This is a genomic window from Chryseobacterium sp. SC28 (assembly GCF_003932955.1).
Lineage (GTDB): Bacteria > Bacteroidota > Bacteroidia > Flavobacteriales > Weeksellaceae > Epilithonimonas.
The window spans coordinates 63077-85913 of sequence record NZ_QOVY01000013.1 but is presented as its reverse complement, the minus strand read 5'-3'; the positions used below and the strand labels follow the sequence as shown (position 1 = coordinate 85913).

Annotated in this window: 20 protein-coding genes and 1 pseudogene; 16 read left to right on the top strand and 5 right to left on the bottom strand. The window is 41.0% G+C overall.

Going from position 1 to position 22837, the window contains the following annotated elements; all coding sequences use genetic code 11:
- The first annotated feature begins 473 nt into the window (after nt 1-473).
- Nucleotides 474-1649, top strand: a complete 1176-nt coding sequence (locus DTW91_RS08885; protein ID WP_125203034.1) for a peroxiredoxin family protein — start codon at nt 474-476, stop codon at nt 1647-1649.
- Nucleotides 1650-2193: 544 nt separating this feature from the next.
- Here DTW91_RS08885 and DTW91_RS12865 read toward each other — a convergent pair.
- Nucleotides 2194-2394: a phage integrase N-terminal SAM-like domain-containing protein gene (locus tag DTW91_RS12865; RefSeq protein ID WP_262696670.1), complete on the bottom strand. Its 201-nt coding sequence runs from the start codon at nt 2392-2394 to the stop codon at nt 2194-2196.
- Here DTW91_RS12865 and DTW91_RS12960 point away from each other — a divergent pair.
- Complete coding sequence (locus tag DTW91_RS12960) at nt 2353-2484, top strand: hypothetical protein (RefSeq protein ID WP_262696668.1); 132 nt, start codon at nt 2353-2355, stop codon at nt 2482-2484. The genes DTW91_RS12865 and DTW91_RS12960 overlap by 42 nt on opposite strands.
- Before the next feature lie 322 nt (nt 2485-2806).
- The gene (locus DTW91_RS08865; protein WP_125203033.1) at nt 2807-3232 is read left to right on the top strand and encodes a hypothetical protein; all 426 of its coding nucleotides are present in this window, start codon (nt 2807-2809) and stop codon (nt 3230-3232) included.
- A gap of 355 nt (nt 3233-3587) precedes the next feature.
- Here DTW91_RS08865 and DTW91_RS13070 read toward each other — a convergent pair whose 3' ends face one another.
- Together DTW91_RS13070 and DTW91_RS13065 are read right to left on the bottom strand one after the other, a co-directional pair.
- Entirely contained in the window at nt 3588-3809 is a 222-nt protein-coding gene (locus DTW91_RS13070) for a hypothetical protein (protein ID WP_184909213.1), read from the bottom strand.
- Between the two features lie 9 nt (nt 3810-3818).
- Nucleotides 3819-4025: pseudogene (locus tag DTW91_RS13065) on the bottom strand (phage integrase N-terminal SAM-like domain-containing protein); the annotation flags it as partial.
- A gap of 214 nt (nt 4026-4239) precedes the next feature.
- On the opposite strand from DTW91_RS13065, the gene DTW91_RS08850 reads away from it, so the two are divergent.
- From DTW91_RS08850 to DTW91_RS08830, 5 genes are all read left to right on the top strand, one after another.
- Nucleotides 4240-4776 (top strand): FAD binding domain-containing protein, encoded by a 537-nt coding sequence (locus DTW91_RS08850; RefSeq protein WP_125203032.1) that lies wholly within the window; start codon nt 4240-4242, stop codon nt 4774-4776.
- A 32-nt stretch (nt 4777-4808) separates the two neighbouring features.
- On the top strand, nt 4809-7034 hold the full coding sequence (locus tag DTW91_RS08845; RefSeq protein ID WP_125203031.1) for a xanthine dehydrogenase family protein molybdopterin-binding subunit: 2226 nt from the start codon (nt 4809-4811) through the stop codon (nt 7032-7034).
- A 106-nt stretch (nt 7035-7140) separates the two neighbouring features.
- Nucleotides 7141-7626 carry a (2Fe-2S)-binding protein gene (locus DTW91_RS08840; protein ID WP_125203030.1) on the top strand — a complete coding sequence of 162 codons (486 nt, stop codon included), beginning with the start codon at nt 7141-7143 and terminating at the stop codon, nt 7624-7626.
- Nucleotides 7619-8641: an FAD binding domain-containing protein gene (locus DTW91_RS08835; protein WP_125203029.1), complete on the top strand. Its 1023-nt coding sequence runs from the start codon at nt 7619-7621 to the stop codon at nt 8639-8641. Before DTW91_RS08840 ends, DTW91_RS08835 begins: the two co-directional genes overlap by 8 nt.
- A 24-nt stretch (nt 8642-8665) precedes the next feature.
- The gene (locus DTW91_RS08830) at nt 8666-10897 is read left to right on the top strand and encodes a xanthine dehydrogenase family protein molybdopterin-binding subunit (protein WP_125203028.1); all 2232 of its coding nucleotides are present in this window, start codon (nt 8666-8668) and stop codon (nt 10895-10897) included.
- A gap of 140 nt (nt 10898-11037) precedes the next feature.
- On the opposite strand, the gene DTW91_RS08825 is transcribed toward DTW91_RS08830, so the two are convergent.
- Both DTW91_RS08825 and DTW91_RS08820 read right to left on the bottom strand, forming a co-directional pair.
- Entirely contained in the window at nt 11038-12348 is a 1311-nt protein-coding gene (locus DTW91_RS08825) for an ABC transporter permease (protein WP_125203027.1), read from the bottom strand.
- A gap of 98 nt (nt 12349-12446) precedes the next feature.
- Nucleotides 12447-13349 (bottom strand): ABC transporter ATP-binding protein, encoded by a 903-nt coding sequence (locus tag DTW91_RS08820; protein ID WP_125203026.1) that lies wholly within the window; start codon nt 13347-13349, stop codon nt 12447-12449.
- 505 nt (nt 13350-13854) lie between these two features.
- On the opposite strand from DTW91_RS08820, the gene mvaD reads away from it, so the two are divergent.
- The 8 genes from mvaD to DTW91_RS08780 all read left to right on the top strand — a co-directional run bounded on the left by mvaD (nt 13855) and on the right by DTW91_RS08780 (nt 22804).
- A complete protein-coding gene (gene mvaD / locus DTW91_RS08815) occupies nt 13855-14913 on the top strand; it encodes a diphosphomevalonate decarboxylase (RefSeq protein WP_125203025.1) in 1059 nt (352 codons plus the stop codon).
- A gap of 161 nt (nt 14914-15074) precedes the next feature.
- Nucleotides 15075-15548 carry a MarR family winged helix-turn-helix transcriptional regulator gene (locus DTW91_RS08810; protein WP_125203024.1) on the top strand — a complete coding sequence of 158 codons (474 nt, stop codon included), beginning with the start codon at nt 15075-15077 and terminating at the stop codon, nt 15546-15548.
- Nucleotides 15549-15651: 103 nt separating this feature from the next.
- Entirely contained in the window at nt 15652-16965 is a 1314-nt protein-coding gene (locus DTW91_RS08805) for a TolC family protein (protein ID WP_125203023.1), read from the top strand.
- A gap of 16 nt (nt 16966-16981) precedes the next feature.
- A complete protein-coding gene (locus DTW91_RS08800; RefSeq protein WP_125203022.1) occupies nt 16982-18145 on the top strand; it encodes an HlyD family secretion protein in 1164 nt (387 codons plus the stop codon).
- 36 nt (nt 18146-18181) lie between these two features.
- Nucleotides 18182-19732, top strand: coding sequence for an MFS transporter (locus DTW91_RS08795; protein ID WP_125203021.1), 1551 nt, complete (start codon nt 18182-18184; stop codon nt 19730-19732).
- A 29-nt stretch (nt 19733-19761) separates the two neighbouring features.
- Nucleotides 19762-21321, top strand: coding sequence for an MFS transporter (locus DTW91_RS08790; protein ID WP_125203020.1), 1560 nt, complete (start codon nt 19762-19764; stop codon nt 21319-21321).
- A 16-nt stretch (nt 21322-21337) separates the two neighbouring features.
- Nucleotides 21338-21913: a hypothetical protein gene (locus DTW91_RS08785; protein WP_125203019.1), complete on the top strand. Its 576-nt coding sequence runs from the start codon at nt 21338-21340 to the stop codon at nt 21911-21913.
- Nucleotides 21914-21946: 33 nt separating this feature from the next.
- On the top strand, nt 21947-22804 hold the full coding sequence (locus DTW91_RS08780) for a universal stress protein (protein WP_125203018.1): 858 nt from the start codon (nt 21947-21949) through the stop codon (nt 22802-22804).
- Nucleotides 22805-22837 lie beyond the last annotated feature (33 nt).

Sequence of the window (22837 nt, the reverse complement as noted above, 5' to 3'; positions counted from 1 at the left end):
AAATCCTCCGGAGATTTTTTTTTGTAGCCATTTTATATGTTTTTTAAGGGTTAATAAAAACAAAGTTACTAAAACGGCGAATAGGAAAAGCTACCGGAGGTTTAGTTCAACATTGTATAGGCAAAAGACGGGGTGAATATTGTCTTTGAGAATTCAGTTAACAATATCCGCAAAAATGCTTTTCATATTTCTTTTTTTAGTAATTTAGAAATCTGAAAAAGCATTTTGCTCAGGTTCGGTCTTCCTTTGAAATTGTCAGCAAAGTAGCCCGTCCTTCGCCAATACTTTTTCCGTTAGCTGTAATTCCCCTACTCGAAAACGAAGTTGTTTTTAGCCGCTAACGATTATTTTTACTAATTTTGATAATCAAATAGTAAAACGCACTAAAGTATAACTAATTGATTATCAAAGTAAAAACTTAACGTTAGTCAGAATGTTAAAAAAAAATCCCTGCCTAAAAAAACTAAATAAAAATGATGAAATATTTTTTAATAATCATAACACTACTTCTCAGCAACAATCTTGCTTATACTCAAGATAAAAATAGCGCAAATCAAGTCTTAGAAAAAACGTACGAAAAATTAGAAAAAATAAATTCTCTGAGCTATGATTTGACAAGAGAATTGAATTATCCTTCCAATAATTACAATGCAATTTCCAAATGGGAATGTTATTATTTTTTCGATTTACACGATAATCCAATCGGCACTAAATTTCAAATTACTAACTCAAGTTCAATTGATGTATTTAACGGTACTGAATATTTTTCTTTAATCAAAGAAGATAAAACCTCTGAAATTCAAAATAATATTAAAAAAGAAGATTTTGGAAGCAAAAGTTATTTCTATAATTCAATTTTGACACTTCGCAATATTTTACCCATCATTATTGCCGATAATAGTTCGGATAAATCTGTAATCGACACTTTAATAAGTGGTAAAACTTACAAAAAAGTAAAAATAAATATAGGAAAAAGAAGAATACAAAATCTAGGAGAAGATTTTGATAAAATGGAAACCGATTATAATTTTATCTATACTTTGTTAATTGATACCAAAACTTACTTTCCAAAAGAAATTATTCAGTCTAACGATAAAAATTCCGATTTCATAAAAACAAGTTTTGAAAACTTGAATATAAAACCAATAGCTCCGAATGAAAATTCTTGGTTTTACTCAACTTATAGAAAAGAGTATAAAAAAGCTGAAAAATTGTCGCAAATTACAAAGCTATCTTTGGGTTCAGAAGCCCCAAATTGGAAGCTTAATCAACTTGATACAAAGAAAACTTTTAGTTTAGACGAACTGAAAGGAAAAGTTGTTGTGTTAGATTTTTGGATAAAAAATTGTGGATATTGTATTTCAAGTATTCCCTTTTTGAACGAGTTACATAAGAAATTCAAAGACAAAGATTTTATTTTATTGGGCGTTAATGCATATGATACTGATGAGAAAATTAATGAATTCTACAAAAAATATGGGCTAAAATATCCAGTTCTTACGAATGGTAATTTGGTTGCAAAAGATTACGGAGTTTATGTTTTTCCAACAATATTTGTAATTGATAAGAGTGGAAAAATAATCTATTTGGACAATGAAAACTCTGACAGAAATCAACTTGAAAAAATTATACAAGAGGCTCTTAAATAGAAAACACTACAGCTAATAACTAAGCTTTCGTTTTGTCTGCAAGACAAGAAATGAAAGCCCGTTGAACGGAAGCTCCGGTGGCTTTTCAGCAGTATGATGGTCCTCTTATGGGGATGTCGTTTTTAGAATTTAGATACACAAAGCAGTTTTTTCGGAAGGACTGCTTTTTTTTGTGGCGTTGGGTAGCCTTTGGAAGTGGTTTCTGCGGGGTTTTATTGGCTGTAGAGCACAGCTTCCCTTACCCGCAAAGTTTATTCCGCAGACAAAGGTTGGGTGACGAAAATAAAGTCCTGCGGTGGACCGCGCTGCCCGAAAACAGCAATGGTAACCAGGTTTCCCTCCTTGCAGCACCGGCATTTATTGAGCAGCGTTTTGGGTGTTACCTCCGGGATCTTGATCTTTAAATCCGATTGCAGAGCCTGGAGTTTCCCGCGTTTCCAGCTGCACTTTGAAACATTCGCCAGATTTCTTGCCGGCTTAAAATAGTGGGCAGTTTTTTCACTTTTGGAATCGCTGGAAGATGGAGGTAGCTGTAAGGCAAACCTTAGGTTTTCAGCAAAAACCGCAGTTCGTAAACGGTATGTTTAAAGTACGACTGAGAAGGGGTTTTTGATCGCTTTTGAAATTCAAAAAGGTAATCTTTGATGTCTTCCGGGTCTAATTCGGTAGGGCCTTTACCGAAATGAAGCGCTAAGGCTGCAACGTGACGGGAATAATTGTCGAAGGTACGCTTGCTTCTGCCCAGGATGGAAATATTTCTTTCAAAGCGTTGCAGAAGTTCGGCAAAACCGTTAACTTCGCCCGAGGCAAGGTTCAGGAATTTTTTTGTCCTTAAATCCTCCGGAGATTTTTTTTTGTAGCCATTTTATATGTTTTTTAAGGGTTAATAAAAACAAAGTTACTAAAACGGCGAATAGGAAAAGCTACCGGAGGTTTAGTTCAACATAGTATTTGCAAAAGGCGGGGTTGAATCGCTAATAGAAAAACCCGAAGCATTTAGTCGCAACTTGCTTTTCGTTCCACATTTTTTTGTAATTTAGTTCCACGAAAAAGCAATTTGCTTCGTTCAGGCGAAATTGAACTTGCAGTTAAATTTAGCCCGCCCTTCGCAAATACTTTTTCCGTTATCTGTAATTTCACAAACAAAACCGTATAAAATGAAATATAAATTGATTTTAATAAGTTTTCTATTTTTCGTACTGAGTTGCTCACCTTTTTCAAATTTATCAAAGAAAACAAATTTAGGCAACGAAAGAGGCTATCAAAGTGTTTATAATTCTGACGCAAAATTTAATTCATTAACATTCGGAGATTTTAAATTTGCTTTTAATAATAAAGAATATAAAAAACTGAAAAAACAAAACACTAAAATAAAGGATATACTGTTTTACGCTCGCACAACAGACCCTGCATATGAGTATTTTATATTATTAAACCCTAAAGAAAAGAAATTTGATGCTGAAAAATATTATATAAAGGATACAATTATTAACAACAATAATTTTGTGCTACTAATTTCAAATGATGCACCTAAAAGAGACATAAAATTCATAAGTGAGAACATTTTTGAATATGAAAAATAAAGAAACTACAGATAATAACTAAGCTTTCGTTTTGTCTGCAAGACAAGAAATGAAAGCCCGTTGAACGGAAGCTCCGGTAGCTTTTCAGCAGTATGATGGTCCTCTTATGGGGATGTCGTTTTTAGAATTTAGAGGTGCAAAGCAGTTTTTTCGGAAGGACTGCTTTTTTTGTAGCGTTGGGTAGCCTTTGGCAGTGGTTTCTGCGGGGTTTTACTGGCTGTAGGGCACAGCTTCCCTTACCCGCAAAGGTTATTTTGCAGACAAAGGTTGGGTGACGAAAAGAAAGTCCTGCGGCGAACCGCGCTGCCCGAAAACGGCAATGGTTACCAGGTTTCCCTCCTTGCAGCACCGGCATTTATTGAGCAGCGTTTTGGGTGTGAAGCTTGATATTCCTTACTTCCATACAGCGCAGTCCGCAACCGTAGATCAGGCCGATGAGCAGTTTGTGTTTCAGGAGTTCAGCACTTTGAAGCATTCGCCAGATTTCTTCACGGCTTAAAATAGTGGGAAGTTTTTTCACTTTTGGAATCGCGGGAAGATGGAGGTAGCTGTAGGGCAAACCTTCGGTTTTCAGCAAAAACCGCAGTCCGTAAACGGTATGTTTAAAGTACGACTGAGAAGGGGTTTTTGATCGCTTTTGAAGTTCAAAAAGGTAATCTTTGATGTCTTCCGGGTCTAATTCGGTAGGGACCTTACCGAAATGAAGCGCTAAGGCTGCAACGTGCCTGGAATAATTGTCGAAGGTACGCTTGCTTCTGCCCAGGATGGAAATATTTCTTTCAAAGCGTTGCAGGAGTTCGGCAAAACCGTTAACTTCGCTCGAGGCACGATTCAGGAATTTGTTGGTCCTTAAATCCTCCGGAGATTTTTTTTTGTAGCCATTTTATATGTTTTTTTAGGGTTAATAAAAACAAAGTTACTAAAACGGCGAATGGGAAAAGCTACCGGAGGTTTAGTTCAACAGTGGTTGCAGCGCAGCAGCAGGTTACAACAAGACAGCTGCCATCGTGGGGTACAACGAGCATTGCGTAGCGGTGCATCCTTCAGACTTCTGTGTCGCTTTGACCGCTTTGGATGCGAGCGTCACAGCACTTACTAAGGATCAAAAGGAAATTAAAATTCCTTTCAAAGATTTCCATAAGCTACCTGAAAATACGCCATGGCTCGATAATAATTTACCTCAAGATGCCGTCATTACAAAAATAGAAATACCTAAAAACAATTTTGCTCAACATTCAACGTATGTAAAACTAAGAGATCGCACTTCCTATGCATTTGCACTGATTTCGGTTGCAGCGGCTCTGGATTTAAACGGTAAAAGAATCAGACAAGCCAGGCTTGCCTCGGGAGGAGTAGCTCATAAACCGTGGCGCTGGTTTGAAGTTGAAAAATTCTTGGAAGGAAAGCGTGCTTCGGAAGATGTTTTCGAACAGGCATCCCGATTGGCCACTAAAGATCTAATCCCGCTGACCCAAAATCAATACAAGATACCAATGCTTCAAGGGGCAATTGTCACCGCGCTGAAAGATTGCCTTCATCCATAAATTATAGGTGTAAATTAAAAAGAAAAAAAATTATGGGATTCATCGAATTATTGAAATTAAAACGCAGCAGACCTGAAGGACGTGTTGAAGGTGTTGACAAAGTAACGGGTAGTGGAAAATATGCCGCCGAGTACGAGGTGAAAAATGTTTGCTACGCTGTTTTGGTGGGTAGTACGATTCCGGCAGGCAAAATAAAATCGATTTCCGTCGATAAAGCAAAAAACGTCGAAGGGGTAATTGATATCCTGACTCATCTTCACAAACCTTCCGTGCCGGGCTTTGCCACTGAAGAAAAAATAAAAAAAAGCAAATTTGGCTTGCCCATTTTCCATACGGATCAAATTTTCTTTAAAGGACAGCCCATTGCCTTAGTCATTGCAGACACTTTAGAAGATGCTACTTTTGCCGCCTCGCTCGTAGAAACTGAATATCAGAAAGATAACTTCGAGGTCGATTTTGATTCTGCTAAAGAGTCAATTCCTTTGAAAACAGAAGGCAAAGAAAGGGGAAGTGCTGATAGGTGGGAAAGTTTACCTTTCATCGTAGATGGGCAGTACAATATCCGGGCAGAGGTGCATCATCCAATGGAAATGCATGCAACGATTGCCCAATGGACCAGTTCCGGTACTTTGCGTTTATACGATAAAAATCAAGGTGTCAACAATGTACAGCAGGTTTTTGCAAACCTGTTTGAACTTCCCCCGGAAAACATAGAAGTTTTTAGCGAATTTGTTGGCGGAGGTTTTGGATCCGGCTTGCGGGTATGGCCTCACGTTTTAGCTGCCGTGATGGCTGCCAAACAAGTTAATCGACCTGTAAAACTGATGCTTACCCGGACTCAGATGTTCGCTTCTACGGGCTATCGACCCGCATCTTGGCAAAGAATAAAATTGGGTGCCGATGCCTCGGGAAGTATTTTGGGAATCCTTCATCAAGCAAAAAACGAAACTTCGAAATACGAAAAATTTGAAGAAGGCATTACGCGGGTCACAAGGCTGATTTATAAATTTCCCAATTTGAAAACCGAGTTTGCAAGCGTACCTCTGAATCTCAGTACACCAACTTGGATGCGGGGTCCGGGCGAGTGTACCGGCATTTTCGCTTTGGAATCTGCGATAGATGAATTAAGCTATAAATTAAACATCGATCCGGTGGAGTTGAGGTTACGAAATATATCACTAGATATTCATCCCGATTCGAAATTGCCGTGGTCGACTCATTTCCTTGATGAAGGCATGAAAAAAGGCGCCCAAATGATTGGTTGGTCTTCCAGAAAATCCGTTCCTAAAAATATAGCCGACGGAGACTGGTTTGTCGGCTACGGAATGGCTATCGGCATGTGGAACGCCGGCAGAAGAGAAGCCAAAGCTGCAATTATTATGCACCCAGACGGCACCATAATTGTGCAGACCGCGATGACAGACATCGGCACCGGTACCGGAACCGGGATGCAGAATATTGCGCACGAAATTACAGGCATCTCTAAAGATAAAATATACATCGAGCTGGGCAATTCCGCGCTTCCGCCCGCGCCCAGTCAGGGTGGGAGTACAGGCTTATCGTCGGTCAGCGGTGCCGTCTTCGATGCCAGTAATCAATTGAAACTACAACTGGCAAAATATGCAATTTCTTTTAATCCTAATTTTGAAGGTGTCACTCTGGACGATATTCTGCTTTCTGATACAGGAATCAGCCTTAGGAATAGTAATGGAAAGCCTATTCCTTACGAAGAGCTGTTCAAAAAAAATGATATTGAGGAGGTACGTATCGAAGTGTCTTCAAAGCCCGGAAAAGAGCGCGAAAAATATGCCTTTTGTTCTTCCTCTGCACATTTTTGCAAACTGCGTGTCAACAGAAGAACCGGCATTGTAAAGATTGAAAAACTGGTTGTCGTAGCCGATGGCGGAAAAATCATCAACAGGCAAGCAGCAGCCAATCAAATATCCGGCGCCGCTGTCGGGGGCATTGGTATGGCTCTAATGGAAGAAAATAAAATTGATTCCCGATTAGGCACTCTGGTAGCCGACGATTTGGCGGGTTATCACTTTGCGGTCAATGCCGATGCGCCGATTATTGAAGTCTATTTTATAAATAAGCCGGATCCGAATATCAATCCCTCCGGTGCAAAAGGATTGGGCGAGGTGGGGATCATTGGTACGGCTCCGGCTATTGCCAATGCAATTTATAATGCAATAGGTTTGCGGATGAAAGATTTACCTATCACCCCAGACAAAATACGGATGGCTCTCTCGGATTAATCTAAATCTTCGAACGATTCAATACCTTATTAATAACGATTCCAAATTGACCATTATTGTTTTATAATGGTTTCTTTTTTGTAAGACTTTTCCCAAATTAAAGAGTATGTCAAATCATGAAAAACAATCAGTAAACCTCCAAATAAATGGTGAACATTATCATTTAGAAGTTTTGCCGTGGGTTTCTTTGCTGGATGCCATCCGCGAGAACCTTCATCTTACGGGAACCAAAAAAGGCTGCGATCACGGACAATGCGGTGCCTGCACCATTTTGATAGACGGCAAGCGAAAGTTGAGTTGTCTCACACTGGCTGTAATGAATGAAGGAGTGGAAATCACTACCATCGAAGGTGTTGCGTCAGATTCCCGGCTTCATCCTCTTCAGCAAGCATTTATTGATTACGATGCTTTCCAATGCGGATACTGCACGCCCGGACAGATTTGCAGCGCTATTGGAATGTTAAACGAAAACAAGGCCACTACCCGGGAAGAAGTCCAAGAATTGATGAGCGGCAATCTCTGCCGATGCGGTGCCAACCAAGGAATAATAAATGCTGTAATGGCAGTCAAAGAAAGTGTGTCCTATGAATAATTTTGCCTATCAAAAAGCCTCCGATATAGATCATGCTACTTCATTAGTAAGCGAACACAACAACAATCAGGTAATCGCAGGTGGAACTAATATTATAGATCTTCTGAAATATTTTGTTACGCAAGCTGACACCTTAGTGGACATTAACGGGATTGCGGGTCTTCGTGAAGTGAAGGAGCTTCCTGGCGGAGGATTGCGGATGGGTGCTTTGCTTACCAATGCAGACACAGCCTACCATCCACTTGTTGAAGAAAAATATCCCTTGCTGTCCAAAGCAATTTTAGCAGGGGCTTCTCCCCAGATTAGAAATATGGCAACAAATGGAGGAAATCTGCTGCAGCGAACCAGATGTTATTATTTCTATGATGTTCAAACGCCTTGCAATAAAAGAGCACCGGGTAGTGGCTGCTCCGCGATTGATGGTTACAACCGCATTCACGCAATCTTGGGTCACAGCGACAGTTGTATTGCCGTTTTTCCTTCTGATATGTGTGTAGCACTTTCTGCCCTAGATGCTTCAGTAAATATTTCGGGAGTAAACGGAAACAGTACATTGCGTTTTGCAGATTTTCATAGGCTTCCGGGAGATACTCCGGAAATCGACAATAATTTGATAAAAGGAGATATTATCACGAGTATTGATCTGCCTGAAAAAGGCTTTTCCCAAAATTATTCCTACCTAAAACTGCGAGACAGAAATTCCTATGCATTTGCGTTGGTCTCCGTTGCTACAGCTATGGAACTGGCAGATGATGATGTCATCAAAAATGTCAGAATTGCCTTGGGAGGCGTGGCTCATAAACCTTGGAGAGTAATCGAAGCGGAAGATTTTCTTATCAATAAAAAGGCCAGTTGGGAGAACTTCAGTGCGGCGGCAGAAATTATACTGGCCGGCGCCAAAGGTTTCGAACATAATAGTTTCAAGATCAACTTGGCCCACAGAGCAATTCTCAGAAACTGCATGATGGCATTGAATCCGGACTCTCAACGCCCGGGCGCCAAACCTTCTTTATAAATTTTAATTTTAAATCAACAACAGATGAATAATATACAGTCGGTGGGGAAAGCCGTAAGCCGCCTCGAAGGACACCTCAAGGTAACAGGAGCTGCCAAGTACGCCGGAGAATATGATGCACAGGATCTACTCTATGGTTACATCGTGGGCAGCACCATCACAAAGGGTAGAATTAAATCTATAGATAGTTCTGAAGTGAAAAAAATGGAAGGCGTGGTAGAAGTTTTCACACACGAAAATAAGCCCTCAACCGCATGGTTCGACCTCCAATATGCAGACATGGATTCACCGCCGGGTACAGTTTTTAAACCCTTGAAAGATAATAATGTAAAATTCAATGGTCAACCCATTGCCTTGGTTGTTGCGGAAACCTTCGAAATGGCAAGGCTCGGCGCGCAAAAACTTAAAGTGATCTACGAAGAAGAGAAATTCTCGACTGATCTTAGAGAAAATGTCGATAAAGCACGCACGGCTAAGAAAGGGTTTGCAACAATGCTAAAGCCCCCTCCTCCGAAACCCGCGGGCGACTTTGAGAAAGCGTACGAAAATTCATTCATAAAAACTGATTTGCAGTTTGCTCATAGCACGGAACATCACAATCCTATGGAGCTGTGTGCCTCGACGGTGATCTACGAAGGCAAGGATAAGCTGACGATATACGATAAAACTCAGGGAACCATCAATTCTCAGTTGTACGTAGCAAATGTTTTTGGCCTCAAAATGAAGAATGTGCAAGTAATCTCGCCCTTCGTGGGAGGTGCTTTTGGAGCGGGTCTGCGTCCGCTGCACCAACTTTTTATGGCAGTGATGGCATCCCTGACTTTGAAAAGAAACGTTCGTGTCACTTTAGACCGGTCTCAGATGTATATAATCGGACACCGGCCACCGACACTCCAACATCTTAAATTCGGAGCGGACTCTGCCGGCAAGATAAACGCTATTTATCACAAAGCATTAGCCGAAACCTCGCGTTTCGAAGATTATGTAGAAAATGTTGTAAACTGGGCCAATATGCTCTATCCGGCTGAAAACACATTGCTAAAACACGAAATCATTCCGCTGGATGTTTACAGCCCTCTGGATATGAGGGCTCCTGGGGGAAGCACCGGAATGCATGCAGTAGAAATCACGATGGACGAGATAGCTTATCAGTTGAATATTGATCCTCTGGAACTCAGACTTATCAACTATTCGGATATCGACAAAAGCAGTGGTAGAGAGTTCTCCAGCAAGGAATTGAGAAATTGCTATCTCCGGGGCGCGGAAAAATTCGGATGGGAAAAAAGAAATCCTGTACCGCGAAGTATTAAAAAAGGTAATAAACTCGTCGGATACGGAATGGCAACGGGAATTTGGGAAGCCAACAGGATTTTAGGTCGTGCAGAGGCTATTATGAATCTTGACGGCACAGCTGAAATCAAAAGTGCGGTCACAGACATCGGCACCGGAACTCTAACCGTAATGACGCAGATTGCCGCTGACGAATTGGGTCTGCCAATTGAAAATGTCACATTTTCGTATGCCGATAGTAAAATGCCGTTCGCACCGATACAGGGAGGATCGTTTACTACCGCAACCGTCGGGCCGGCTGTGCAAAATGCTTGCCGGGCTTTAAACAAAAAGCTTTTCAAAAAAGCAAAAGATTCAAATGCTTCTTGGAGCAACATCCGGTTTAACGATGTTATATTTCAGAACGGATTTATCATGCATAAACATGACCCCGAGTTTAAAATTAGCACTAAAGAAATATTAGCCTCAAACGCTAAAAGCATCAAAGCAAGCAGCTCTGCGATGCCTAATCCGCTGACTGCGGGCAAAAAAGCCAAAGCAGCCCATAGCGCAGTCTTTGTTGAGGTGGAAGTTGATGAAGAGTTGGGAACGATAGAAGTGAGCCGAGCTGTAACAGCAGTGGCTGCCGGGAAAATTATCAACCCGAAAACTGCCGAAAGCCAGATTCTCGGCGGTATGATCTGGGGTCTTAGCAAAGCACTTCACGAAGAGACTATTTTAGACCACCGTTATGGCAAATATATGAATGCCAACTTTGCGGAATATCATATCCCTGTTCACGCAGATGTCAATGATCTGCAGGTTCTCTTTATAGATGAAGAGGATCAGGATGTAAATAGTTTAGGAGTAAAAGGCGTTGGTGAAATCGGTGTCGTGGGCATGGCTCCTGCCATTGCCAATGCGATCTTCAATGCAACCGGTAAAAGAATTCACGACCTTCCCATCCGCTTTGAGCAACTAATTTAAACCAATATTTTAGAAAACTTCAACATCAACAATAATTGCAACATCAAATCCTTATCTAAAAATCAATACAAAATAAAATCAAGTAAAAATTATAATTAGAGAAACTTTGAAGCCTTTTGTGAATATTTAAAAAAAGAAACCTAACTCCTAATCCACTTCCAAATCTCCTTCAAAGTAGCCTTGTTGCCATACATCAAAATCCCAACCCTGTAGATTTTTGACGCGATGAAAACCATCAGAAGCGTAGAAGCAATCAAAAGAAAAATCGACAGCAAAATCTCCCAAAGCGGAACACCAAACGGAATCCGCGCAATCATCGCAACCGGCGAAGTGAAAGGAATGATCGAGAGCCAAAAAGCCAGCGGTCCGTCGGGATTGTTCATAATCGTGAAACTTCCGTACAAGCCGAGCGTCAGCGGAATGATCGCAAACAGCGTGAACTGCTGCGTCTCGGTCTCATTGTCCACAGCGCTGCCAATGGCCGCGTACATCGAGCTGTAGAAGATATAACCAAATAAAAAGAAAAATACAAAAACCCCGATGACGGTGGCATAATTCATATCCAAAAGAAGATGCGATACCTCCGTCGCAAACTGCTGAATGTCTAGGTTTTTCATCATTTCTTCTTGGCCGGCCGGTACGTTTTTTTGCATCGCCGAGAATCCTGCATTCAGGAAAATGGCCGCCGCTACAGACATCGCAATCCAAACGGTGAACTGCGTCAAAGCTACCAAAGTGACACCTAGAATTTTTCCCATCATCAACTCAAACGGCTTCACCGAGGAGATGATGATTTCCACGACGCGGTTATTTTTTTCCTCCAGCACGCTGCGCATCACCCGCACGCCATAGATGATGATGAACATAAAAACCACGTACATCAATCCCATACCCAGCGCGGTTTTCACGCCAAATGCGAGGTCGGTTTCCGGGCGGTCGCTTTCGGCAACATTTTGAGAAATCAATTGGAAATTCTTATCCAGATTGATGATTTTGTCTTCTGTGATGCCCAGTTGTTTGATCTTTTCTTTCTTCAGAATATTACTTAGGTCGGCCGCCACGGCATTTTTCGTATCCATCCCAATTTTCTTGTTGGTCAGCAGCTTGGTTCCGTTTTCCAAAGCATCAAAATTCCTGTCTTTCAGTTCCGGGATGATGAGCAAACCGTCTGTCCCTTCCATATTTTTCAGATTTTGAATCAAGGCATTCTCTGTATTGGGAGGCACAAAAGTGTAGGTAATTTCTTTGGTCGATTTCAATTGCCCGGCGAAAAGTCCGCTTTTATCTACCACTTCAAAATGATATTCTGCCTCGTTGGCCTTGAACATAAAACCGATCAAAACCCCGAAACCAACCATCAGAATCGGCGCCAAGATCGTGAGAATAATAAAAGATTTCTTCTTCACTTGCGTCAGAAATTCTCGTTTGGTAATTAGATATATATTTTTCATTTTTTATTGTAAAAAGTATAATGTACAATGTACAATGTAAAAAGTATTATGTACAGAGTATCAAGATCACTGATTTATTTTTTGTCTTTCATCATTTGTCACTGCACAGCATTGATGAAAACCTCATTCATACTCGGGATTTTCTCGTTGAACGTGCGGATCGTTCCGGCTTCCAGAAGGTCTTGAAGCAGAATATTTTGATTCTCCGGATTTTTGAGTTCAAATTGGAATAAGCCGTTGGCGGTCGTCATATTTTCGATTTGATATTTTCTCGCCAGCTCCTCCAGTTTTTCCGCATTCGTATCCGACAAAACCACAGAGAAAACGTTCTCCTTAAACTGCTCGCGAACATCAAAAACCTTCCCGTCCAAAACTTTCTTAGAATGGTTGATCAGCGCCACAAAATCGCACATTTCTTCCACACTTTCCATTCGGTGCGTCGATAGGATAATGGTCGTTCCTTCGTTTTTCAGTCGGATGATTTGGTCTTTGATGAGATTCGCATTCACAGGATCGAAACCCGAAAAAGGCTCATCCAGAATCAGCAATTTCGGGCGGTGCAAAACCGTTACTACAAACTGGATTTTCTGCGCCATCCCTTTCGACAGTTCGCTCAGTTTTTTCTTCCACCATTGGTCGATATTCAGTTGCTCAAACCAAAATTTGGCTTGCGAAAGCGCTTCCGCTCGGGACATTCCCTTCAGTTCCCCAAAATACAGAAGCTGGTCGCCCACCGTCATATTCTTGTAAAGTCCACGTTCCTCCGGCATATAACCGATGTTGCGGATGTGTTCAGGATTCAATTCTTTGCCATCGATCCAAACCTTGCCCTCGTCGGCCTGCGTGATCTGATTGATTATGCGGATAAATGATGTTTTTCCCGCGCCATTCGGACCCAAAAGGCCATAAATGCTCGCCGTAGGAACTTCCAGAGAAAAATCCTGAAGCGCAATTTTCTTTCCGGCGTTGTAGGTTTTCGTGATATTTTCAGCTTTCAGCATCGATAATTTTTAAATAAAAATGAATAATTTAATATTTAGGAGCAAGACGATTTCCCCTTTGGTTGAATTGCCCAACCCGCTGTCCGCTGTATCTTTTTTTGCTACGAAGATTGGTCATCAAAAGAAAATTGATGCACAGCAAAAAAAGGATGCCGCTACCATCGGGGCTATGTTGAGGTTTTGTCTTTCGTTCGCCGATTTTTTAAAATCCCACAAAATTAGTCCATAAATATTAAAAAAGTTACAGAATTGGAAGCAATTCCAAATTGATCTTAATTTGTCTCTCCGTTTCTCAATGTTGCGAAGTCATCCCAAAGTGCGTTTAAAATATAATATTTTGATTATCAATTATTTGGTTAATGATTTGTTAATCTAAGATTTGGCGAAAGCTGTTTTTGTTCTTCGAAAGAAAACGGGCTAAAGCCTTTCTATTGCGATGTTTGGGCTAAAGCCCATTTTAATGCCATAATTTATTTTAAATTTGCGAAATCCAAAAGCCAAACGTATGACTCAAGAATTTTTGGGAAATTCCCAGTTCAATATATCAAATCAAACCGTTTCCGCCCGTTGCCCATCCAATATCGCACTCATCAAATATTGGGGAAAATATGAAAACCAGATCCCGGCAAATCCCAGCATCAGCTACACTTTGACCCATTGCAAAACCAACACAACGGTGCATTTCTTGGCAGATGAAGCGTTTTCTGTACAGACTTTTTTATCGGGAAATGAAGAAAAGAAATTTGCCAATAAAATTGAAAAATATTTCCAAAACATCGCACCCTATTTGCCTTGGATTCTCAAGGGAAGGTACGTGATAGAAACAGAAAACACCTTTCCGCACAGCTCCGGAATTGCAAGTTCGGCGTCCGGTTTTGGCGCCCTTGCAAAATGTCTGATGAGTCTTGACCAAATATTTTCAGTTGAGAATCCGCCAGCCTCCATCATAACGCAAAAAGCCAGCTTTTTAGCAAGATTGGGAAGCGGGAGCGCTTGCCGAAGTCTCTACGAAGGCCTTGTGGTTTGGGGAAAAACCGAAGAAGTGGAAGGCAGTTCCAACCTGTTTGCTGTTCCTTATAACAACGACGCGGTTCATCCGATTTTTAGAAACTTCAACGATTGGGTTTTGCTGATTCACGAAGGTGCGAAATCCGTTTCGTCCACAGTTGGCCACGGCCTGATGAACAACAATCCTTACGCCAAAAGACGTTTCCGGGAAGCGCACGAAAATTTTGCCACGCTGAAAACGATTCTATCCACAGGCGATATGGAGGGTTTCATCAAACTCGTAGAACACGAGGCTTTGACGCTTCACGCCTTGATGATGATGAGCGAGCCGCCTTTTATCCTGATGCAGACAGCCACTTTGCAAGTCATTAATAAGATTTGGGAATTCAGGAGAATCAAGGGTCTGGCATTGTTTTTCACTTTGGATGCCGGCGCCAACGTTCACGTTCTCTTCCCGAATGATATTGATAATAAAAAAATCACCGATTTCATACAAACGGAACTCCTTCCGCTGACACAAAACGGAGCCGTGGTGAAAGATGTGATTCGGTTTTAGATAGTTTTGGAAGACACACAAACCCGCCACAGAAGCACAAAATCCTTCCGCAAAATCAAAAAGCCTGTTCTAAATATCACATAATCTGTAAAATAAGTTTGAATTCAAATTATTTTAAAATAAATAGTTTGAATTTAAACCTTTTTTTGTACTTTTGCACCGTGGAAATCGAAGAGCAAAAAGACATAGTCAGCATCGCCCGATTGATGGATACCATACGCGATATCAGGAAGGTAGTGCGCATTATCTTCATGAAGAAAATGAAGAGTCATAATATAGATGTTACGATAGAGATGATAGAAGTTCTGTATATTTTGTGGAATAAAGATCAAATCAACCAACAGGAAATTGTAGATAAAACCAATCGCAACAAAGCCAGCATCACATCCATTATCGATAATATGACTGCCCGAGGTCTTGTACAACGGAATGCAGATCCTCATGACAGGCGCAATAATCTTATTGCTTTGACCGAGGAGGGAAGGATGTATCAGATGAAACTCGCTCCTCTTTTGGATGAAGTTTATGCAACATTTCAAGGAAGCATTTCGGCTCAGGATCTGGACAATACCACCGCGGTTCTCAAAAAGTTGCTGCAAGGTATGACTTGCCGAACTGCAGCCAATAAAGAATAACATAAGATTATCTAAAGAAAAATGGTGCTCACACAAAACAATTACGGAAAAAAAATCATCGCTGTTTCAGAATAGAACATTCTACCGAGAATTATTTTTAAAAATGAAGTTGAAAAAAATATTTTTACTAACTGTGTGTATGATGGCAATGGGCCATATCGATGCACAATACAGTTCCCAAAGAAAACTTTCCGTGGCAGAGTTGTTTGATCTGGCCCGAGCCAATCATCCAAATCTGCAGGTATGGAAAGCAGATGTTGCTGCCGCAAAACAAAGCGTCGAGGTGGCCAAAGTTGCCCAACTTCCCAATATTACCGCCGGTCTTCAGGGATATTATATCGGAGACGGTCTCATCATAGATAAGGATTTTTCCAATTCTACGAATGTAGATATGCCTCATTTTGGCAATACATTCTCTGTGGATGCCAGCGAACTGATTTGGAAAGGCGGAACTGTGAGAAATAGCATCAGAAGTCAGTCGCTTCGCGAGGAGCTGGCAGAGCTGAATTATCAGAACAACGAGCAGGCAATAAAATTGCTGGTGCTGGGATATTATCTTGACCTATACAAACTGCTTAATCAAAAAGTAGTTTATCAGCAGAATATTAAGTTGGCTGAACAAAGACTGGAAAATATCAAGAAATTCTACAACCAAGGCATGGTGACCCGCAACGACGTCATCCGAGGGCAGTTGCAGATTTCCAATCTCACGCTCGCTTTACAGGTTTTGGAAAATAATCGCCAGATTCTTAACAAGCAACTCACGGTAGCATTAGGATTACCCGAAACTGCCGAGATTTTGCCGGACGAAAGTATTCTCCAAAGCATTCCTCAAGCCTCCTTGCTCGATGAATATAAAAGTTATGTTCAGCAGCATCCTGCAGTGCTGATGGCCGAAAAATCTGTGGATCTATATGATCTTTCAGAAAAGATAACGAAAGCCGAAATGGTACCCACACTATCCGCCTTCGCAGGTAATAGATTGGCAAGACCCATCACAAGCGCATCGCCTGCTTTGGACATGTATTTCAACAGTTGGAGTGCCGGTCTCTCGCTGAACTTCAACCTCGATGCGCTCTACAAGACACCCAAGCGGATAAAGCAGATCCAGTTTGAAAAAGACCGGGCATTGGCTCAGGAGAACGAAATCAAACAAAATATTGATGTGTCTGTGAATGCGGCTTACATTAAGTACAATGAAGCGCTCACGCAAAACAGTACATTGAAGACCAATATGGAACTCGCTGACGAAAATTACAGAATTATGAATAGCAAATACAACAACCAGTTGGCCATCCTTCTGGATCTCATCGATGCGAGCAATGCCAAGCTTGATGCGGAATTGCAGTTTGCCAACTCGGAGATCAGCATCGTATATGCCTACTACAAATTGTTAAGAGAAAGCGGAAACTTATAATATAATTGATAAAAAAATGCCGGACAATACAGAAAACGAAACCCAGACTAACCCACAAGAAGAACAAGCAGCAAGTCCAAGGACGCCTCAGCCTCAAGAAAATAAAAAGAAGCCCAATAACAGAGCCCAGATTATTAATTTTGCAATTCTGATATTGGTGCTCGTTGCTCTATTTTTTGTCATCAAATCCTATTTCAACGTTGGAAATGACCGATATACGAATGCTGCGCAGGTGGAAGCCTTTATTAATCCTATTAATACAAGAGTATCTGCCTATATTAAAGAAATTCGGTTTAATGAGCACCAATATGTAAAAAAAGGTGATACCTTAGTCATATTAGATGACCGCGAGATCCAGACACAATTGGGACAGGCCGAAGCTGCCTATTTATCGGCTCTCGCTTCGCGAAATGCCACGTCCACTTCGGTGAAAACGGCGGCTAATAATGTAAACACCGTGGGATCCAATGTTGAAGCAGCAAAAGCTAATATAGAAGCGGTAAAAGCACGATTATGGAATGCTGAGCAGAATTTCAGACGGTATCAAAATCTACTGAAAGACGAAGCGGTCACCCGCCAGCAATTCGACCAGATGAAATCCGACTATGATGTTCAGAAAGCTTCTTTGGAAGCACAGATTTCGCAGTATCAGGCCATCATCAACTCTAAAACAAGCAGCGAGCTTTCGGTAAACGAGATTCAAGCAAGATATGGAATGAATGACGCAGAAATCAAGAGAACCGAAAGCGCCTTGGCAATGGCAAGACTAAATCTTTCTTATACTGTCATTACCGCTCCTCACGACGGGATAATGGGCAGAAGAACGGTAAACCTGGGACAGTTACTAAATGCCAGTCAGCAAATAGCAACTATTGTGGATATCAATAGCGTGTGGATAACGGCCAACTACCGTGAGAAGCAGATGAAGAATGTGAAGATTGGCGGTTTGGCAACGATTACCGTGGACGCCTTGGGCGGCAAAGAATTTGAAGGAAAAGTCACCGCTGTCTCAGGAGCTACAGGAGCACGATATTCGGCTGTTCCTGTGGATAATTCCACCGGAAATTTTGTGAAGGTGCAGCAGCGCATTCCGGTGCGGATAGAATTCACCAAAAACAACAAACCCGAGGATTTGAAATTGCTTCGCGCGGGGATGAACGTAGAGGTTGTCTTAAAATAAAATAATATAAAGGGTTTATACAAATAAGAAAAAATCATGTACGTTAAAGGTCCGTTTGCCACCTGGGTTCCAAAGCCACTCATGTTGCTGCTGATTATTATTTTTCTCGTGCCATTGATCGTGGTAAATGGTATTTACACCAGCAATATGACCGATATGTCGGGTGCTTTTGGAACATATTCGGAATATATTTCCTTGGCAAATAATGCTACTCCCATAGGAATGGGCGTTGCGGGAACCATCAATATGCGTATCAAAATGAGGTTTCGATCCAAGGAAATTATGGTAATTTGTGCCATTGTTCTCGCAGGTCTTTCTTACTTGATAGCAACGACAGACAATGTATTGGTGGTTGTGGTATCAAGTTTCTTTATCGGCTTCTTTAAAATGTTTGCCTATATGGAAATGATGCTGCCTGTGATGTTCATCTTATCGCCGACAGGAGAAAGAGGGAGGCTTTACTCTATGTTTTACCCTTTGATCATTGGAACGAGCCAGCTTTCTTCTTTCTTGATGGCCGATTTAATTTTTAACAGCAGTTGGCAAGCGCCTTATTTTATCATGGCCGCATCGATGCTTTTTATCGCTGCCTTGTCTTTGATTTTCCAGCACAATCAGCGGTTTAGCTTCAAAGTGCCTTTATATCAGATTGACTGGCTTTCGGTGCTGTTATTAGCTATTTGTGCCATGTGTTTTGACGTTGGGCTTACCTTCATGCGTCAGCAGGGGTGGTTCACTTCGCCGTATATCAGCGGTTCACTTTTGATTGGTATTGTGCTACTATTAATAATTATTTACAGGCAGAAGAATCTGAAGCACAAACTCATTAAATTTGAATTAATTGTAAAAAAAGTAAATCTAAGACATGCTTTGATATTACTCATTTTAATGGGGGCTTATATGGCTTCATCAAGGATTTTTACGCAATATACCCTGAATGTTTTGGGATACAGCAATCTGATTAATGCGGGATTAAATCTGTGGATGATTCCGGGAATTATTATAGCCGGAATGCTTGCATTTCAAGGTTTCAAAAAAAAATGGAATGTAAAATACTATATAATTTTCGGCTTCACCGCCTTTTTTGTGCATACGCTATTGCTATATCTGATGATACAGCCGCAAATGAACGTAGAATATCTCTATTTCCCGATATTTTTAAAAGGCTTGGGATTAGGTGCTCTTTACATTGGCATTTGGTACTATGCCATGTTGGATATGCAGATTGATGATATGCGCACCATCATAGGCATTATGATCATGATCCGTACTTTTTTTGCAACTGCTTTTGCAAGTGCATTTCTTGGTTGGCTGGCATATCAGGCACAATGGCAAAGTATGAACGATCTTTCGATGTATCTGGATATGGGCAATTTTAGCGATGGGCTGAGTATGTACTCATCAACGCAAATCAATGCAATGCTGGATTCTTTCAAAATTGTTTTGGGAGATTTATGTTGGCTCATTGTACCGATATTGATTTTTGTATTGTCGCACCGTTACGGCCAATTAAACAACCGCAGAATCGTGTTTTTAAGAAAGATAGTAAGAGGTAACTCCGTGCGAGGCTATAGATTTATAAAGTAGAAATCAAAAATTATTTAAACTAAAAGATTATGTACATCAAAGGCCCTTTCGCTCCGTGGGTTCCCAAGCCGCTTATGTTGCTGCTGATTCTTACGTTCCTATTTCCGCTAATAGCGATGAATGGCGTCTACACCAGCAATATGACCGATATTGCAGGTGCGTTTGCAACTTATTCGGAATATATTTCTTTGGCAAACAATGCCACCGCTATCGGGATGGGCGTTGCCGGTACTATCGTTATGCGTGTCAAAATGAGGTTTCGTTCCAAAGAAATCATGGTGTTTTGCACCCTCGTGCTTGCCGGCCTTTGTTATCTGATAGGAACCACCGATAATATCCTGATAGTCGTGATCGGAAGTTTTCTTATTGGCTTCTTCAAAATGTTTGCCTTTATGGAAATGATGTTGCCCGTGATGTTTATTTTATCGCCTTCGGGAGAGAGGGGGAGGCTCTACTCTATGTTTTACCCTCTGGTATTGGGAGTGGGGCAGATTTCGTCTTTCTTAATGGCCGATCTGATTTTCAAAAGCAGTTGGCAAGCGCCTTATTTCATTATGGCGTCGGTGATGCTGGTGATTGCCGCGCTGTCATTAATTTTTCAGCACAACCAACGTTTCGGGTTCAAAGTGCCGCTGTATCAGATTGACTGGTTATCTGTACTTTTATTAACCATTTCTGCAATGTGCTTAAACATTGGGCTTACCTTTATGCGCCAGCAAGGTTGGTTTACTTCTCCGTTGATTACCGGCTCACTGTTGTCAAGCATTGTGCTGCTGGTTGCCACCATTTATAGACAAAAATTTCTCAAACGAAAGCTTGTTAATTTTGATTTGATTGTTCAAAGAGTCAATTTATCGCATGCCTTTTTACTACTGCTGTTGATGGGAGCCTATTTAGCCTCCTCCGGTATTTTTACGCAGTATACACTCAATGTTTTGGCGTACAACAACCTCATCAATGCAAGATTAAATCTCTGGATGATTCCAGGAATTGTGATAGCAGGCATTCTCGCTTTCCAAGGTTTCAAAAAAAAATGGCCTATCAAATATTACATTGTTTTAGGTTTTATAGCCTTTTTTGTGCAAACATTAATGCTTTATCTGATGATACAACCACAAATGAACATAGAATATCTTTATCTTCCAATGTTCTTAAAAGGTTTGGGATTAGGCATTTTGTTCATAGGCATTTGGTATTACGCTACCTTAAATTTGCAATTAGATGATATGCTCAGTATAATAGGTATTATGCTGATGATGCGGTCTTTTGTGGCCACTGCTTTCGCAAGTGCATTTCTAAGTTGGGCAGCCTATCAGGGACAATGGCAAAGTCTAAATGATATTTCGATGTATCTGGATATGGGCAATTTTAGCGATGGAATGAGCATGTATCAGTCCACACAAATGAATGCGATGCTGGCTTCTTTCAAAATTGTTTTGGGATATTTGTGCTGGCTCATTGTCCCTATATTGATTTTTGTAATGACGCACCATTACGGGCAGTGGAACAACCGCAGGATTGTATTTTTAAGAAAAATAGTAAGGGGTAATACGGTGCGAGGTTATAGATTTTCTAAACAGACAGAATAATTTAAAATTAAATAATATGCAAATAAAACAAATATTCAGTTGCTTGCTCCTTTCGGTGATTGGCGTTGGTCATTACAATGCTCAGGAAACAGCGAACCCAGAAGTTTCCTCCAAAGGAAAATTGGGTGTCTCTGCCGTTATGGGGCATGCCTTCATAAAGCACAATGTGGACACAGAAAAAAACAAATTCAGCTCGGCGGCGGCGTTTGGCGTGAATGTCAATTATTGGATAGCCGATAAGTTTGCAATAGGCGTACATTCTGATTTGATTTTTGAAAGTTTTGTCATCGAAGAAAAAAACGGAGAAGAGGACAATAGTTTGGTCGAGAGAGAATATCCCTTGTCTGTGAATGCTGTAGCGACTTATAAACCGATCCACGCTTTGGGATTGCTGGCTGGCGTGGGCGAGGAGTTTAGCAAGGAAAAAAATTTAGAGATGTTTCTGGTTGGCTTGGAGTATATGGTAGAGCTCCCTCACGACTGGGAACTGGGATTGTCCGCTTCATACGAGGTCAAAAATCAAGCGTACGACACGCTGGTCTTTGGGCTTGGAGTTACCAGATTGTTCAATCTTAGAAAGTCTCATTTATAAAAGTTTTACCGTTATGTGCCAAAATAACCTCCAATGAAGAAAATATTATTTTTAACCGATTTTTCAGATATTGCAGAGCATGCTTTCATCTATGCATTGTCGCTCGCCGAAAAAATAAATGCGGAACTTCACATTCTCCACATCGTACCAATTATAGAAGCTAAAGACCCCGACGAAATGTCCAATATCCATCCGCTGGCCAAAGTCTTTAATGACAGTTTAGAAGACGACGAATGGGAACAATTCGAAATCGAAGCCGGAAAACTGGAAAAAATAGCAAAGGAAAGTAATAAACTAAATGTTCCTGTTGAGTTTCATTTCGAAAAAGGTATATTTCTTGATACAACTTCTGATTATATTGCGGAAAAATTCATAGATGTAGTTGTAATGGGGACTGCGGGAGCCAATACCATCGATAAGAAGTTGTTCGGTTCGCATACGGCGCAACTGATCAATCTTATAGACATTCCGTTTTTGGCAGTGCCGGAACGAGCCGTATTTGTGGCGATGAACACCATTACCGTCGCCGTGATGCTCAACGCCAACGAGTACCCGATCATTCAGAGATTATATCAGAACTCGCTAAAATATAATTTCAATTTGAACTGCGTCCACGTGGCAGAATCGGACAAGATGGCAGTAGCTGCCAAGAGCAAAATAAGCAAATGGCTGCAGGAAATGGGCAATGATCGTCTCAACGTTGACATCGAGGTCAATATCGATGTTGAAAAAGGATTGGAAAAATATGTACAAAGAAATGACACGAACATTCTCTGCATTATCCACAGGAATTTATCTTATTTTCAAAGAATGTTCAGACCCAATCACAGCAATCGACTGCTGCACGATTCCAAAACAGCTTTGCTGATTTATAACCGAAAAAACAAATAAAACTTAAAACCAATAACAATTAAAAAACAAAAT